The sequence below is a fragment of the Corallococcus aberystwythensis genome (assembly GCF_003612165.1).
Taxonomy (GTDB): Bacteria; Myxococcota; Myxococcia; order Myxococcales; family Myxococcaceae; genus Corallococcus; species Corallococcus aberystwythensis.
The window spans coordinates 20,513-37,358 of sequence record NZ_RAWK01000067.1 but is presented as its reverse complement, the minus strand read 5'-3'; the positions used below and the strand labels follow the sequence as shown (position 1 = coordinate 37,358).

Annotated in this window: 3 protein-coding genes (1 of these 3 only partly in view); 2 read left to right on the top strand and 1 reads right to left on the bottom strand. The window is 70.9% G+C overall.

The window, feature by feature from the left end; all coding sequences use genetic code 11:
* The first annotated feature begins 501 nt into the window (after positions 1–501).
* On the top strand, positions 502–1,554 hold the full coding sequence (locus D7W81_RS13355; RefSeq protein WP_120555746.1) for an oxidoreductase: 1,053 nt from the start codon (positions 502–504) through the stop codon (positions 1,552–1,554).
* A 3-nt stretch (positions 1,555–1,557) separates the two neighbouring features.
* Here D7W81_RS13355 and D7W81_RS13350 read toward each other — a convergent pair whose 3' ends face one another.
* Positions 1,558–2,028, bottom strand: a complete 471-nt coding sequence (locus D7W81_RS13350; RefSeq protein ID WP_120555745.1) for a GNAT family N-acetyltransferase — start codon at positions 2,026–2,028, stop codon at positions 1,558–1,560.
* 284 nt (positions 2,029–2,312) lie between these two features.
* Between D7W81_RS13350 and D7W81_RS13345 the strand changes: the two genes are divergently transcribed.
* Positions 2,313–16,846: the 5' end (the start) of a non-ribosomal peptide synthase/polyketide synthase gene (locus tag D7W81_RS13345; RefSeq protein ID WP_120555744.1), read on the top strand. The gene runs 17,755 nt beyond the window's last position; 14,534 of the gene's 32,289 nt are visible here — the first part of the coding sequence; it begins with the start codon at positions 2,313–2,315; its stop codon lies off the right edge, out of view.

Below are 16,846 nucleotides of genomic sequence, written 5' to 3'. Positions count from 1 at the left end.
TCCTCGCCCGATGCTTCGCCCATCCAACCAGATGGGTCTGACATGGACGCGAGGGGCATGCCTGCTGGGACAGAGCGCCCGGGGCCCGGGCGGCGCGAACTGGTCCGACAGTCGGACCAGTTGGGCGACGTCGCTCCCGGCAGTCGCCCCTGCCAATGGTTCCGCCTTGGCGTTTGCGCAGGCACTCCATTTCGACTCACCGCAGAGGTCCATGAGGCACGCGTCCCCGCGGAGCACGCTGGTCCAACAGTCGGACCAGTTGGGCGACGTCGCTCCCGGCAGGAGCCTCTGTCCCCTACTTGCCTTGGCGCCCGTTCAAGCATCCCCTCTCGCCCCACCACTGTGGCCCACGAGGTGCACGCCCTCGCGGGGCACTTCGGGTCGCAGGACTCGTTCGCGAACTGCTGGCGGCTTGCCTGGAGTTTCGATGTCGGGAAGGCGGCAGGGCCAGGCACCATCGTCTGTCCGCACCTGGGCGACTTCCCGCTACGCTTGCGGCCCATGACCTCCGCTTACGCCCCTGGCTCTCCGTTGCGGGTGGGCCTCATCGGATATGGCCTGTCCGGCTCGCGCTTCCATGGGCCCCTCATCGCCGCGGAGCCCGCATTCACCCTGGCCGCTGTGGCGTCGAGCCGTGCGGACGCCGTAGCCCGCGACTGGCCGGGCGTGCGCACGGGCACCGTGGAGTCTCTGCTGGCGGATCCAACGCTGGATGTGCTCGTCGTGTGCACGCCCAATGACATGCACGCATCGCTCGCGGGCCAGGCGCTGCGCGCGGGCAAGCACGTGGTGGTGGAGAAGCCCTTCGCTCTGGATGCGGACGAGGCCTTGCGGCTGGACGTGCTCGCGAAGGAGCGCGGCCTGTGCCTCACCGTGTTCCATAACCGGCGCTGGGACGGTGACTTCCTCACCGTGCGCCAGTTGCTGGAACAGGGACGCCTGGGGACGCTCTACAGCGTGGAGAGCCACTTCGACCGCTTCCGGCCCCAGGTGAAGGCGCGCTGGAAGGAGCAGGACGTCCCCGGCGGCGGCACGCTGTGGGACCTGGGCTCGCACCTCGTCGATCAGGCCGTGCAACTCTTCGGTCTGCCGGAGTCAGTGGCCGCGGATCTGGGCCGGCAGCGGCCAGCCGCGCAGGGCACGGACTGGTTCCACCTGGTGCTGCGCTACGGCACGCTGCGCGTGGTGCTGCACTCCGGCTCCGTGGTGCATGCGCCCTGGCCCCGCTTCGTGTTGCAGGGCGACCGTGATGCGTACCTGAAGCACGAACTGGATCCGCAGGAGGGTCAGCTCGAAGCAGGCCTGCGTCCCGGCCATCTGGATTTCGGCCGCGAGCCCTCGGAGCGCCATGGCCGGTTGCTGGCCTCGGGCGAAACCGTTGTCACCGTACCCGGTGACTATGGCCAGTTCTACCGGCAGCTCGGCGCCGCCATCCTCCACGGTGCGCCGGTGCCCGTGACGGCCCTGAGCGCGAGCGAGACGGTGCGCGTCATCCGGGCCGCGATCCAGAGTGACCTCGAAGGCCGCCGCATCACCCTGCTCCCGCGCGACTGAACGTCAGAGCGTCTTCTCCAACACCAGGAACGTGGGCTTCGCGTAGCCCGCGTGCGTGCCGTGGGAATGGAAGACGTAGCCCTGGCGTGCGTACCACGCATGGTGCGACGTGAGCGCGAGCCGCACCGACAGCCTCACTCGCGTCTGGCCCAGTTCGCGCGCACGGGACTCCACCGCCTCCATGAGGCGCGGCGATACGCCCCGCCCCCGGTGAGACGGCAACACCGCGAGCCGGTCCAGGTACAGGTGATCCGCCTTCGGATGGAAGAACACGCAGCCGAAGAGCGTGCCATCCGCTTCCGCGACGAAAGCACCGCCGTCCGAAAGCTCGCGCCGCACCACGGCCTCCGTCTTGTCGTGCGCGCTGGAGGGCGGATCCAGGTGACCCCGGTATTCCTCGAAGGCTTCGCGCAGCACGGTGATCCGCGCGGCGTCCGTGGATACGGCTTCGCGGATCAGGAGGGGTTCAGGCATTCCCGAAGTCTAGCGGAAACGTCCGGCGCGGGCCGTTTCACCATCACGGTGAAACACCGCTGAGACATGTCACCAGACACCGGGCGTAGGGCTGAATTCCCGCACGGAACACAGCGTGCGCACGCCCGCGCTCCCGAGCGGGCTGACAGCCAGGCCCCCGCGCGCAAATCGCTGCGGCCGTGTCGGAGGCCCTGTCTACTATCCCGCGCGCTCACGAGCCCGGGAACCCGTCACATCGTCTTCCCGAGCGTTCGTGAGCCCCCCTCCCAAGGAGTCGCAGGCCCATGGCGTCCACCCCTGAGCAGAAGCGCGCGCGGCTGGCGGAACTGCTGCGCGAGAAGCGCCGTCCCACGCCACGGGTCCCGGCGTCGTTCGGCCAGGAGCGCATGTGGTTCCAGGAGCGGCTGACGCCAGGGCAGGCCGGGTTGAACCTGCTCTATTCGGTGCGCCTGGAGGGCAGGCTCGATGTGCCCTCGCTGGCGGGCAGCTTGAATGAAGTGGTGCGCCGCCACGCGGTGCTGCGCACCACCTTCGTGGAACAGGACGGCCGGCCGTGGCAGCGCGTCGCGCCCGAGCTGGACGTGCCCCTGCCCGTGGTGCCGGTGACGGACGCCGGGGAGGCCTGGCGCCGGCTGCACGAGGAGGCCCGCACGCCGTTCGATTTGGAGCAGGGGCCGCTGCTGCGCGCCGTGCTGTTCGTCATCTCCCCTGCCGAACACCTGTTGCTGCTCGCGCTGCACCACACCGTGTCCGACGGCTGGTCCATGGGCCTGCTGGTGCACGAACTGGGGGTCCTCTACGGAGCCCTGGCTTCAGGAAGGACGCCCGAGCTGCCCGCGCTGGCGTTGCAGTACGCGGACTTCTCCGTGTGGCAGCGCGAGGCCCTGACGGGCGAGGCGCTGGAGGCGGCGCTCGACGTGTGGCGCTCGAGGCTGGATGCGCGGGCGGTCCTGTCGTTGCCCACGGACCGGCCTCGCACCGGACAGGCGGACAGCCGGGGCGCGACCGTTGCCGCGATGCTGCCGGACGCGCTGGTCCAGCGGCTCTCATCCCTGGCGGGACAGGAGGGCACCACCCTCTTCACCGTGTTGCTCGCGGGCTTCAAGTTGTTGCTGCTGCGCTACTCGGGCCAGGGCGACCTCACGGTTGGCACACCCGTCGCCGGACGTTCGCGCGCGGAGCTGGAGCCGCTGGTCGGGCTGTTCGTCAACACGCTCGCGCTGCGCACGTCGCTCGCGGGAGACCCGTCGTTCCGCGCGCTCATCGGCCGCGTGCAGGCGACGACGGTGGAGGCCTTCGCGCACCAGGACGTGCCCTTCGAGAAGCTGGTGGAGGTCCTCCAGCCGCCGCGCCACCTGGACGTGCCGCCGTTCTTCCAGGTGATGTTCGTCCTTCAGAACACGCCACTGCCGGCCATGCGGCTGCCGGGGCTGTCACTGGACGCGCAGCTCGTGGACAGCGGCTTCGCGCAGTTCGACCTCACCCTCTTCGCCTTCGAGCAGGCGGACGGCCTGCGCCTCACCGCCGAGTACCGCACCGCCCTCTTCGACGAGGCCACGATGGCGCGGCTGATGGGACACCTGCGGGTCCTGCTGGAGGATGCCGTCTCCCGGCCGGACGCACGCCTGTCGGAGCTGTCGCTGCTGGACGCGGCGGAGCGGCGGCGCGTGCTCCATGCGTGGAACGGGCCTCGGGAGGCGTTTCCTCGCGGAGTGCTGTTGCATCAATGGGTGGAAGCGCAGGTGGCGCGCACGCCGGACGCGGTGGCTGTCACCTTCGAGGATGTGGCGCTCACGTACGCGGAGCTGGATGCACGGGCCAACCAACTGGCGTGGCAGCTGCGGTCGATGGGGGTCGGGCCAGAGGTTCGCGTCGGGTTGATGCTGGAGCGTTCGCTGGATCTGGTGGTGGCACTGCTCGCGACGTTGAAGGCGGGAGGGGCCTACGTTCCCCTGGATCCGTCCCTGCCCGCGCGGCGGCTCGCGTGGATGTTCGAGGATGCCCGGCCCGCCGTGGTGCTCGTCCAGGAGCGGCTGGTGGCGCGGTTGCCAGCCGGTGATGGCGTACCGGTGCTTCGGTTGGACTCCCAGTGGGCGGAGGTCGCGCGGCGGCCGTCCAAGACGCCTCCTCCGGTGGCCTCCGAGGACGCTCTGGCCTACGTCATCTTCACCTCGGGCAGCACGGGGCGGCCGAAGGGCGCGATGAACGCGCACGCGGGCATCGTCAACCGGCTCTTGTGGATGCAGGGAGCGCACCCGCTGTCTCCAGGCGATGCGGTGTTGCAGAAGACGCCGTACAGCTTCGACGTGTCCGTGTGGGAGTTCTTCTGGCCGCTGATGACGGGCGCACGGCTGGTGGTGGCCCGGCCCGGGGGACACCAGGAGCCGGGTTACCTGGCGGACCTCATCGCTCGCGAGCGCATCACCGTCACGCACTTCGTGCCGTCCATGCTCCAGGCGTTCCTGGAGGAGCCAGGCCTGGAGCGGTGCGCGTCGCTGCGCCGGGTGGTGTGCAGCGGTGAAGCGCTCCCACTGGAGCTGGCCGAGCGGTGCTTGGCGCGGCTGCCCGGCGTCCGGCTGCACAACCTCTATGGCCCCACCGAGGCCGCGGTGGAGGTCACCGCCCACGAGTGCGTACGCGGAGCGGCGGGGCGTTCGGTGCCCATCGGGCAGCCGGTGGCGAATACGTGGATCCGGCTGTTGGACGCGTCACTGCGGCCGGTGCCCCAGGGGGTGCCCGGGGAGCTGTTCATCGGCGGCGTGCAGGTGGGCCGCGGCTATCTGGGCCGTCCGGACCTGACCGCGGAGCGCTTCATTCCGGATGCATATGGCGACACGCCGGGAGCCCGGCTCTACCGCACGGGGGACCTCGCCCGGTGGCTGCCCGATGGCGCCATCGAGTACCTGGGCCGCATCGACTTCCAGGTGAAGGTGCGCGGGCTGCGCATCGAACTGGGAGAGATTGAAGCCGCGCTGGAGCAGCATCCCGCCGTGCGGCAGGCCGTCGTCGTGGCGCTCGCGGGCGCCGCGGCGAGCGACACGCGGCTGGTGGCGTATCTCGTCGGCGGTGCGGATGCTCCGGGCGCAGAGGCCCTTCGCGCGTTCCTCGCGGAGAAGCTTCCCGAGTACATGGTGCCCGGGACCTTCGTCACGTTGGAGGCCTTGCCACTTACGTCTAGCGGCAAGGTCGACCGCAAGGCCCTGCCTGCTCCGGACATCACAGTGATGGTGGCTCCGGAGTACGTCGCGCCGCGCACTCCCACGGAGGAGCAGCTGGCGGTGCTCTGGACGGAGCTGCTGCGCGTGGAGCGCGTGGGCGTGCATGACGACTTCTTCGCGCTGGGTGGCCATTCGCTGCTCGCCACGCAGCTTCTTTCGCGCATCCGGGCGGCGTTGCAGGTCGAGCTGCCCCTACGGGTGGTCTTCAAGGCGTCCACACTCGCGGCCCTGGCTTCAGCGCTGGATGAGACGCGAGGCCGGACCGCGGGTCCCCAGGCACCAGCCCTGCGGCCCGTGTCCCGACAGGGAGACCTGGCGCTGTCCTTCGCGCAGCAGCGCCTGTGGTTCCTGGAGCAACTCCAGCCCGGTGGCATTGCGTACAGCCTGCCTGGGACCGTCCTGCTCGAAGGAGTGCTCCACGTCCCCGCGCTGCGGCAGGCGCTGGATGCACTGGTCCAGCGGCATGAGGTGCTTCGCACCACGTTCGCGCCGGGGACCCACGGGCCCGTGCAGCGCATCCATGAGCATGGGGAGTGCCCGTTCGAGCTCGTGGACGTGAGCGAACTGCTCCCAAGCATGCGTGAAGGCGACCTTCAGGATGACATCGGCGCCGCGCAGAGGACGGGCATTCGAGCCATGGACCCCGAGGCGCATCCGTTGAGCGCCAAGCCTTTTGGCACGCACGAAGCGCGGATGCGGGACTCTGTTACCGCGCAGGCGCCGCGGCCCCTTGAGCCCGATGCTCGTCCCTTGAGCGCGCCCACTGAGGGGCAGCGAGACAGCAACGAACGCATGCCCTCCGGAGCAAGTCCTCTCGACGCACACGAAGCCAGGCTGCGGGACTTCATTGCCGCGCAGGCGCAGCAGCCCTTCGACCTTGCTCGGGGCCCTCTCTTCCGAGCGGTTCTCGTGCGGTTGGAGGAGACGCGGCATGTGCTGCTCGTCCTCACGCATCACATCGCCTCGGACGGCTGGTCCACGGGCGTGCTCGTGCGCGAGCTGGTTGCCCTCTATCAGGGCTTCGCTTCGGGCCAGACGGTCTCGCTGCCGTCGCTTGCCATCCAGTACGCGGACTTCGCCGCGTGGCAGCGGCAGTGGCTTCAGGGAGACGTGCTCGGTGCGCAGCTTGCGTGGTGGCGTGAGCAGCTTTCCGGGGCGCCTCCGCTCCTGATGCTCCCCACGGACCGGCCACGTCCGGCGGTGCAGACGTTCTCGGGGAAGTCGCTCGCGGTGCGGCTGCCCCGGAAGCTGACAGAGGGCGTTCATGCCGTGGCGAGGCAGACCGGGGCCACGCCCTTCATGGTCCTGCTGGCCGCGTATCAGCTCCTGCTGTCGCGGTATGCCGGGCAGGACGACGTCAGCGTGGGGGCTCCGGTCGCGGGCCGAACCCGTTCGGAGACGGAGGGGCTCATCGGCTTCTTCGTCAACACGCTGGTGCTTCGCGCGCGCATCGACCCGCACACTTCATTCCGGACGTTGCTGGCCCAGGTGAAGGCCACGACGCTCGGCGCCTTCGAGCATCAGGACGTGCCATTCGAGAAGCTGGTGGAGGAACTCCAGCCCCAGCGCGACCCGAGCCACACGCCGTTCTTCCAGGTCACCCTCACCCTCCAGAACGCGCCCACCGCGGAGTGGCGGCTCCCGGACCTCACCCTGCGCGAACTGCCGCCTCCGTTCACGCCGTCAAAGTACGACTTCAGCCTCATCCTGGAGGAGTCGCCGGACGGCTTCACCGGGAGCCTCCATTACAACACCGACCTCTTCGACGCGGCCTTCGTCCAGGGCTTGATGCAGGGCTACGCCACGTTGCTGGAGGCGCTTCCCGGACAGCTGGAAGTCCCGATGGTGCGCTTGCCGCTGGTGTCCACGGAAGCACGGCGTCAGGTGCTGGAGGACTGGAGCGGCGTCTCCAGCGTCCGGGACTTCTCCATCCGGTCCATCCCGGAGCGCTTCGTGGAACAGGTCGCACGGGCTCCGGACGCGGTGGCGCTGGTGTCCGAGGCCGGAAGCCTGACCTATGCGCGGCTCGATGCGCGGGCGAACCAACTCGCGCACCACCTGCGCGCCTGTGGCATCGCCGAGGGCAGCCGCGTCGCGGTGCTGCTGCCGCGCTCGCCGGACCTCATTGTCTCACTGCTGGCGGTGCTCAAGGCCGGTGCGGCATACGTCCCCATCGACCTGAATGCTCCGCCCGAGCGCTGGTCGCTCCTGCTGGAGCAGTCCGGGGCGGCGATGGTCATCACCCGGGAGGCGCTCGCGGATGAGCTGCCCTCGCTGCTGACGCCCCTGGTGCTGCTGGACGCGGATGCGCCCCGGCTGGCTTCACGGCCGGAGACTGCGCTGCCGGACCCGCTCGCGACAGGGGACCGGCTGGCGTACGTCCTCTTCACCTCCGGCTCCACCGGGACACCCAAGGGTGTGTGTGTTCCGCATCGCGCCGTGCTGCGGCTGGTGGTGGACACGAACTTCATGCGCTTCGGTCCGGACGAGGCCGTCCTCCAGCTCGCGCCGGCCGCGTTCGATGCGTCCACCCTCGAAATCTGGGGCGCGCTGCTGCATGGGGCCCGGCTCGTGCTGGCGCCTCCGGGGGAATTGTCCCTCGCGCGCATCGCGGAGGTGCTGACGGAGCACCGGATCACCACGCTGTGGCTCACGGCCGCCCTCTTCGAACAGATGGCCGTGCACCATCCGGAGTCCCTCGCCTCCGTGACGCAGGTGCTGGCGGGCGGCGACGTGCTCCCGGCCTCCCGCGTGCGGGAACACCTGGCGCGGCTGCCCCCGGACGCGGTGTTGATCAACGGCTACGGACCCACGGAGAACACCACCTTCTCCACCACGCACGCGATGCATGCGGGCGACGCGGTGGGCGCAACTGTTCCCATCGGTCGTCCGCTGCCCCACTCCACCGCCTACGTGCTGGACCCGGCGATGCGGCCTGTGCCTCCTGGCATGCCTGGAGAGCTGTACGTCGGTGGCGAGGGACTGGCGTGGGGCTACCTCCACCAACCCGCCCTCACCGCCGAGCGCTTCGTGCCCCATCCGTTCAGCACGGCACCGGGTGCCCGGCTCTACCGCACCGGCGACCGGACGCGCTGGCGCGCGGATGGCACGTTGGACTTCCTGGGGCGCACCGACTTCCAGGTGAAGCTGCGCGGCTTCCGCATCGAACCGGGCGAGGTCGAAGCCGCCGTGCGCGGACTCCCGGGCGTGCAGGAAGCCGTGGCCGTGGTGCGCGAGGACGTCACCGGAGACAAGCGGCTGGTGGCCTACGTCGCCGGTGAGGCGTTGGACGGCAGGTCCCTGCGCTCGGGACTCCAACAGCGGCTTCCCGACTACATGATCCCCAGCGCCTTCGTGGTGCTGGACGCCCTGCCCCTCAACGCCAACGGCAAGCTGGACCGCTCCGCCCTTCCCGCCCCCGAGGCCCCCGTGGCTTCGGCGGACACGTACGTCGCCCCTCGCGACGCGGTGGAGGAGCAGCTCGCGGCCCTCTTCGCCGAGGTGCTGCACGTGGCGCGCGTGGGCATTCACGACGACTTCTTCGACCTGGGCGGGCATTCCCTGCTGGCCACGCAGGTGGTGTCACGCCTGCGCTCGACGCCAGGCGTGGAGCTGCCCCTGGGCGACCTCTTCGCCGCGCCCACCGTGGAGCGGCTCGCGGTCCGCGTGGCGGCCCTGCGCGACCAGGGAGCTTCGCGTCCGGGGATGCCTCCGCTCGGACCTGTTCCGCGCTCCGGTCCGGTGCCGCTGTCGTACGCGCAGCAGCGGTTGTGGTTCCTGGATCAACTCCAGCCCGGCAGCGCCTTCTACAACGTGCCCGGCATCCTCGTGCTCGACGGCGAGCTGGAGGCCTCCGCGCTGGAGCGGTCCCTCCAGGCCCTGGTGCGACGGCATGAGGTCCTGCGCACCACGTTCGCGTCCGAAGGCGACACTCCCGTCCAGCGGCTCCAGTCCGAAGGGACGCTCACGCTGTCCGTCGTCTCACTGGAGGCCACCCCCGAGGACCACCGCGACGCCGAAGCACACCGTCACGCCGCCTCCGAGGCCGCCCGGCCGTTCAACCTGGGCTCGGGGCCCCTCGTGCGTGCGGTGCTGCTGCGGCTGGAACCGCGGCGTCACTGGTTGCTCCTCACGCTGCACCACATCGTCTCCGACGGTTGGTCCATCGGCGTCTTCGCGCGCGAGCTGGGCGCGCTCTACCGGGCCTTCGCTTCCGGCCAGCCTCCGGCGCTGCCTCCCCTGCCCCTCCAGTACGCGGACTTCGCGCTGTGGCAGCGCTCCTGGATGCAAGGGGGCGTGCTCCAGGCGGAGCTGGAGTGGTGGAGGCAGCAACTGGAGGGCGCCCCCACCACGCTGGAGCTTCCCACCGACCGGCCGCGTCCCGTCGCGCAGTCGTTCCGGGGGACATCACTGCCGGTGGCGCTGTCCTCCACCGTGTCCGAAGCGGTGAAGGCGCTGGCGGCCCGGGAAGGCGCCACGCCGTTCATGGTGCTGCTCGCGGGCTTCCAGCTGTTGCTGTCGCGCTACTCGGGCCAGGACGACGTGCTCGTGGGGTCCGCCATCGCCAACCGCAACCGCGCGGAGACGGAGGGGCTCATCGGCTTCTTCGTCAACACGCTGGTGCTGCGGGCGCGCATCGACCCGCGCGCTTCGTTCCGGACGCTGCTGGCCCAGGTGAAGGCGACGACGCTCGCGGCGTACGCGCACCAGGACCTGCCGTTCGAGAAGCTGGTGGAGGCCATGCAGGGCACGCGGGACCTGAGCCGGTCTCCGCTGTTCCAGGTGGCGTTCACGTTCCAGAACGCTCCCGTGGGCGCGCTGGACCTTCCCGGCCTCCGCCTGGAGCTTCGCGGCGGGGAGAGCACCACCGCGAAGTTCGACCTGGACTTCAGCCTCCAGGAACGGGACGGCACGTTCAGCGGCGACCTGAACTTCAGCACCGACCTCTTCGACCCCGCCACCGCCAGCCGGATGATGGCGCACTTCGACGTGTTGCTCGGCGCGCTCACGGCCCGTCCCGATTCGCCGGTGCGTGAGCATTCGTTGCTTGGTGGCGCGGAACGCCAGCGCGTGCTCGTGGACTGGAACGCCACGCACCGTCCGCTCGGGCCCCACACGGTTCCGGAGTTGTTCGCGGCCCAGGTCCTTCGCGCTCCCGACGCGGTGGCCGTCCAGCACGAAGGCCAGGTGCTCACCTACGCGGCGCTGGCGGCACGGGCGCGGCGGCTGGCCCGGCGCCTGCGGGCCTCCGGACTCCCGCCTGAAGCCCGGGTCGCGCTGTGCGTGGAGCGAGGGCTGGAGCTGGTGGTGGGGATGCTCGGCATCCTGGAAGCGGGCGGGTGCTACGTGCCCATGGATTCCGCCTATCCGCGCTCGCGCCTCGCGTTCATGTTCGAGGACGCTGGCATCTCCGCGGTGGTGGCGCAGCGGGATCTGCTGGACGCCCTGCCCGCGCATTCCCTGCCCACGGTGTGCCTGGAGCCGGATGCGGACGGGGCCGGTCATGAGCCGGCGCTCGATGACGAAGACGTCGCCGTGAGGCCGAATCAACTGGCCTACGTGCTCTACACGTCGGGCTCCACCGGCACGCCCAAGGGCGTGGGCATCACGCACCACTCCATCGTGCACCTGGTGCGGGACACGAACTACGTCCAGTTGGGACCGGATGACTGCGTGGTGCAGGCGGGGACCCCTTCGTTCGACCTGGCCACCTTCGAGGTCTGGGGCGCGCTGCTCAACGGCGCCCGGCTCGTCATCCTGCCGCGTGAAGTGACGCTGGCTCCGGCGGAGCTGGCGCGCACGCTGCGCGAGGTAGGCGCCACCACGGCCCTGTTCGCCACGGCGCTGTTCCACACGGTGGCTCGCGAAGTGCCGGACGCATTCGCCACGATGCGGACGGTCCTCTACGCCGGTGAGGCCGCGAACGCGGACGCTGCCCGCGCGGTGCTGCGCGCGGGGCCTCCGGGCCGGCTGGTGAACCTGTATGGCCCCACGGAGACGACCGTGGGCGTCACCACGCACGACATCGTGGAGCTGCCGGCGCACGCGACGTCGGTGCCCATCGGCCGGCCGATGACGCGCGTCCAGACGTACGTGCTGGATACGCACGGGCAGCCCGTACCCGAGGGGGTCCCGGGCGAGCTGTACCTGGGCGGCGACGGACTGGCGCGGGGCTACCTGGGCCGCCCCGCGCTGACGGCGGAGCGCTTCGTGCCCTCCCCATTCAGCGACGAGCCCGGTGCGCGGCTGTACCGCACGGGCGACCGCGTGCGCTGGCTGCCGGACGGCACGTTGGACTTCCTGGGCCGCATGGACACGCAGGTGAAGCTGCGCGGCTTCCGCATCGAACTGAGCGAGGTGGAGGCCGTCCTCCGCCAGCACCCGTTCGTGAAGGCCGCGGTGGCGGGGGTGCTCGAGGAGCGCCTCGTGGCGTGGTTCGTGCCGGGCACTCCGGTGGAGCCAGCGGTGCTGCGCGCCTTCGTCTCCGAACGGCTGCCCGCGCCGCTGGTGCCCTCCGCGTTCGTGCCGCTGGACGCACTGCCGCTCACGCCCGTGGGCAAGGTGGACCGCAAGGCCCTGCCCTCTCCGGATGCGCGCTCGGTCGCTGGCGGGCCCGTGGCTCCAGAGCGGATGACCCTCTTCCAGCATCGCATCGCCACGCTGTTCCAGGAGCTGCTCCGCCTGGACTCGGTGGGGCTGCACGATGACTTCTTCGTCATCGGCGGGCATTCACTGCTGGCCACGCAGCTCGTCTCCCGGCTGCGGTCGACGTTCGGCGTGGAGCTGCCACTGCGCGCCCTCTTCGATGCGCCCACCGTCGCCCGGCTCACGGAGCGGGTGGAGGCGCAGCTCCTCGCGCGCGTCGCGGGGCCACGCATTCCGGCGCTCGTCGCCACGTCGCGGGACCGGGATCTGCCGCTTTCCTTCGCGCAGCAGCGGCTGTGGGTGGTGGAGCAGCTCCGCCCGGGTGGCAGCCACTACAACATCGCCACCGCGCTGCGGCTGGACGGTGCACTGGACGTGGAGGCGCTGCGCCGAGCCCTGGAGCTTGTCGTCCAGCGCCACGAAGCCCTGCGCACCACCTTCGCGATGAAGGGCGGACAGCCCGTCCAGCAGGTGCACGCGGCGGAGACGTGGGGGCTGCCGGTCACCGACCTGATGAGCATTCCCCCTGAGTCCCGCGAGGACGAGGCTCAACGGCGCTCCGTGGAGGAGGCCGCGCTCCCGTTCGATCTGAGCCGGGGACCCGTCATTCGCACACGGCTGCTTCGCCTGGAGGCCCGGGAGCACCTGTTGCTCCTGTGCATGCACCACATCGTCTCCGATGGCTGGTCGCTGGGCGTGCTGATCCGCGAAGTCGCCGAGGGCTACGAGGCCTTCGCCTCCAACCGCACGCCCGTGCTGCCGGCGCTGCCCGTGCAGCCCGCGGACTTCGCCGTGTGGCAGCGCTCCTGGCTCCAGGGGGACGTGCTGGCGCGGGAGGTGGCGTGGTGGAAGCAGCACCTCTCCGGGGCGCCCCAGGTGCTGGAGCTGCCCACGGACAAGGCGCGTCCGGCGCTCCAGTCCACGAAGGGGGCACTGCTTCCCGTGCGCCTCCCGGCGGACGCGGTGGAGCGGCTGGTGGCGCTGGGCCGCTCGGAGGGCGCGACGCCGTACATGGCGCTGCTCGCGGTGTGGCAGGCGCTGCTGTCGAGGTACTCGCGGCAGGAGGAGCTGCTGGTGGGCTCGCCCATCGCGGGCCGCGACCACTCGGAGCTGGAGGGGCTGGTCGGCTTCTTCGTGAACACGCTGGTGCTTCGCGGGCGCGTGCGTCCGGAGGATTCGTTCCGGACGTTGCTGGCTCAAGCCCGGGCCACGGCGCTCGCCGCCTTCGAGCACCAGGACCTTCCGTTCGAGAAGCTGGTGGAGGAGCTCCAGGTGGCTCGCGACCTGAGCCGCAACCCGCTGGTGCAGGCGGTGTTCGCGCTCCAGAACGCGCCCACCGGGGAGCTGAAGGCGCCGGGGCTCACGCTGCGTCCGGTGCCAGTGGACAACGCCACGGCCCGCTTCGACCTGGGCCTGTTGCTGCATGAGGCGCCGGACGGTCTGCGCGGTGTCCTCGAATACAGCACCGACCTCTTCGAGCGTCCCACGGTGGAGCGGCTGGCCGGGCACCTGCGGACGTTGCTGGAGGCCGTCGTCGCCGCTCCGGACGCGCCCCTGTCCCGCCTGGAATGGCTCACGCCCGAGGAGCGCCAGCAGGTGCTCACGGCGTGGAACACCACCGGCGTGGACTACCCGCGTGAGTCGAACCTCGTGGAACGCTTCGCGCTCCAGGCCGCCCGGCGTCCGGAGGCCATCGCGCTGGAATCCGGTGACACCCGGCTGACGTACTCGCAGCTCGATGCCCGGGCGAACGCGCTGGCCTGGGTGCTGCGCTCGCAGGGCGTGGGACCGGATGCGCTGGTGGCGGTGTGTCTGGAGCGCTCCGCGGAGCTCGTCGTCACGCTCCTGGCCATCCTCAAGGCGGGCGGGGCCTACGTCCCGCTGGATGCCGCGTATCCGGCTCGGCGCCTGGCCCTCATGCTGGAGGACGCGCCGCCCCGGCTGCTCGTCACCACCCGCGCGCTGCGGGCCTCGCTGCCGGTCGCGGAAGGCGTGCCGTGCGTCTTCGTGGAGGAGACGCGCCTGGAGGGACAGCCCTCCACTGCTCCGGACGTGGCGCTCTCCTCGCGGAACCTCGCGTATGTGGACTTCACCTCCGGCAGCACCGGCCGCCCCAAGGGCGTCGCCGTGGAGCACCGGGGCGTGCTGCGGCTGCTGCACGGTGGCACGTGGGCCCGCTTCACTCCGGATGAGACGTTCCTGCTGATGGCCCCGCTGTCCTTCGACGCGTCGACGCTGGAGCTATGGGGTCCGCTCCTGTCCGGAGGGAAGCTCGTGGTCTTCCCGCCGCAGCCGCCCACCGACCTGGAGCTGCTGGGACAGATCATCCGCCGTCACGGCGTCACGTCGCTCTACCTGTCCGCGGGCCTGTTCGCGCAGGTGGTGGACGTGAAGGTGGAGGTGCTGCGCGGACTGCGGCAGCTCTTCGTGGGGGGAGACATCCTGTCCCCCACGCACACGCGCCGCGTGGTGGAGACGCTGGGCCTCCCGGTGGTCAACGGCTACGGCCCCACCGAGGCCACCGTCTTCACCTGCTGCTTCCGCATGGACCGGCCCGAGGACGTCCCGGGCGAGGCCATTCCCATCGGGCCGCCCCTGCCGAACACGCGGACGTTCGTGGTGGATGGCTCGCTGCGGCCGGTGCCCGTGGGTGTGCCGGGGGAGCTGCTCATCGGCGGGGACGGGCTCGCGCGGGGCTACCTCTCCCGCCCGGAGCTCACCGCCGAGCGCTTCATCCCCCACCCCTTCGCCACCACGCCCGGAGAGCGCGTGTACCGCACGGGAGACCGCGTGCGCTGGCGCGCGGACGGGAGCCTGGAGTTCCTGGGCCGCATCGACAGCCAGGTGAAGGTGCGCGGCTACCGCATCGAGCTGTCCGAGGTCGAAGCCGCCCTCCGGGACTGGCCCGCCCTCACCGACGCGGCCGTGCTGGTTCGCGAGGACGTGCCCGGCGACAAGCGGCTGGTGGCCTACGTGGTGGCCGGTGTGCTGGATGTCCCCGCGCTGCGTGAACACCTCCGGCAACGGCTGCCCGAGTACATGGTCCCGGCCGCGTTCGTCCCCCTGCCCGTCCTGCCCCTCACGGCCACCGGCAAGCTGGATCGCCAGGCGTTGCCCGCGCCGGACGTCGCGGCCAGTGCTCGCAAGGGCCGGTTCGTGGAGCCCGCGGATCCGCTGGAGGAACAGCTCGCCGCCATCTGGGCCCGGGAGCTGGGCGCCCGGAGCGTGGGCGTTCACGACCACTTCTTCGAGGACCTGGGCGGCACGTCGCTCACCGTGGTCCGTGTCGCCAGCCGGTTGCACGAGGCGCTTCAGCGCGAGGTGCCCGTGGTCTGGCTGTTCGAGCATCCGACGGTCCACGGACTGGCACGGCGGCTGGTGCGCGAAGGACATCCCGCGAGTCCTGCCCCCGCGTCTCCGCCGGCCCCCGTAGCGCACGCGGCCCCTGAACCCATGTCACCCGCGACTGAAGAGACGGCGGCGCTGCCGTCGAACGCCATCGCCATCATCGGCATGTCCGGGCGCTTCCCCGGCGCGGCGTCGGTGGACGAGTTCTGGCGCAACCTGCGCGAAGGCGTGGAGTCCATCTCCCGCTTCAAGCCCGAGGAACTGGAACAGATGCCCGGCCTGCCACCGGGCGTGGAGCTGTCACAGCACCCCGGCTTCGTGCCCGCCCAGGGCGTGCTCGCGGACATCGACCAGTTCGATCCCGCGTTCTTCGACATGTCGCTGCGTGAGGCGCAGTGGACCGACCCGCAGCAGCGGATGTTCCTCCAGTGCGCGTGGGCGGCGCTGGAGGACGCAGGCATCGAACCCGCGCGCTTCCCGGGCGTCATCTCCCTCTTCGCGGGAGCGAACGAGTCCGGCTACGCGCAAGAGGTGCAGCGGCACCTGCCGTTGGACTCGGCGGCGTTCTTCGAGCTGTTTGGCACCGCGACCTACCAGAGCCTGCCGACGAAGGTGTCCTACAAGCTGGGGCTCACCGGCGAGAGCATGCTCGTGTACACGGCGTGCTCCACGGGGCTCGTGGCGGTGCACGTCGCGTGTCAGAACCTGTTGTCCGGGCTGTCGGACGTGGCGCTCGCGGGGGCGACGCGGCTGTCGGTGCCGCAGCGCACGGGCTACGTGCACCAGGAGGGGATGATCTACTCCCCGGACGGCCACTGCCGTGCCTTCGATGCGAAGGGCCAGGGCACCGTCTCCGGCAGCGGCGTGGCCGCGGTGGTGCTCAAGCGGCTGGAGGATGCGGTCCGCGACGGCGACCCCATCCACGCCGTCATCCGGGCCACCGCCGTCAACAACGACGGGCGCGACAAGTCCGGCTTCACCGCGCCCAGCGTGCAGGGGCAGTCGGCCGTCATCACCCAGGCGCTGCGGCGCTCGGGCGTGGAGGCCCGGGACATCGGCTACGTGGAGGCGCACGGGACGGCGACGCCCCTGGGTGACCCCATCGAGGTCGCGGCGCTCCAACGCGCGTACGGCCTGGGGCCCGAGCACCGGGGCACCATCCCGCTGGCCTCGCTCAAGACGAACGTGGGCCACCTGGACACGGTGGCGGGGCTCGCGGGGCTCATCAAGGCCGCGCTGTCGCTGCGCGAAGAGGAGATTCCCCCCAGCCTCCACTTCGAGGCGCCGAACCCGCGGATCGACTTCGACGCGGGGCCGTTCTTCGTCAACACGCGGCTGCGGCCCTGGCCTCGGGGGAAGACACCCCGGCGCGCGGCGGTGAGCTCCTTTGGCGTGGGCGGGACCAATGCGCACGCGGTGCTGGAGGAGGCCCCGGTCGTCCGGAGTGGTCCCTCGTCGCGCTCGCATCAGCTGTTCGTGCTGTCGGCGCGCTCGCCGGAGGCGCTGGAGGCGGGAGCCCTGGCGCTGGCGGAGCACGTGCTGGCGGACCGGTCTCCGGAAGCGCTGGAGGCAGCGGCCCTGAAGCTGGCGGATCAGGTGCTGTCGGC

Coding starts and splice junctions, on each gene's coding strand:
- D7W81_RS13355 (WP_120555746.1), top strand. CDS start 502: ATGACCTCCGCTTACGCCCCTGGCTCTCCGTTGCGGGTGGGCCTCATC.
- D7W81_RS13350 (WP_120555745.1), bottom strand. CDS start 2,028: ATGCCTGAACCCCTCCTGATCCGCGAAGCCGTATCCACGGACGCCGCG.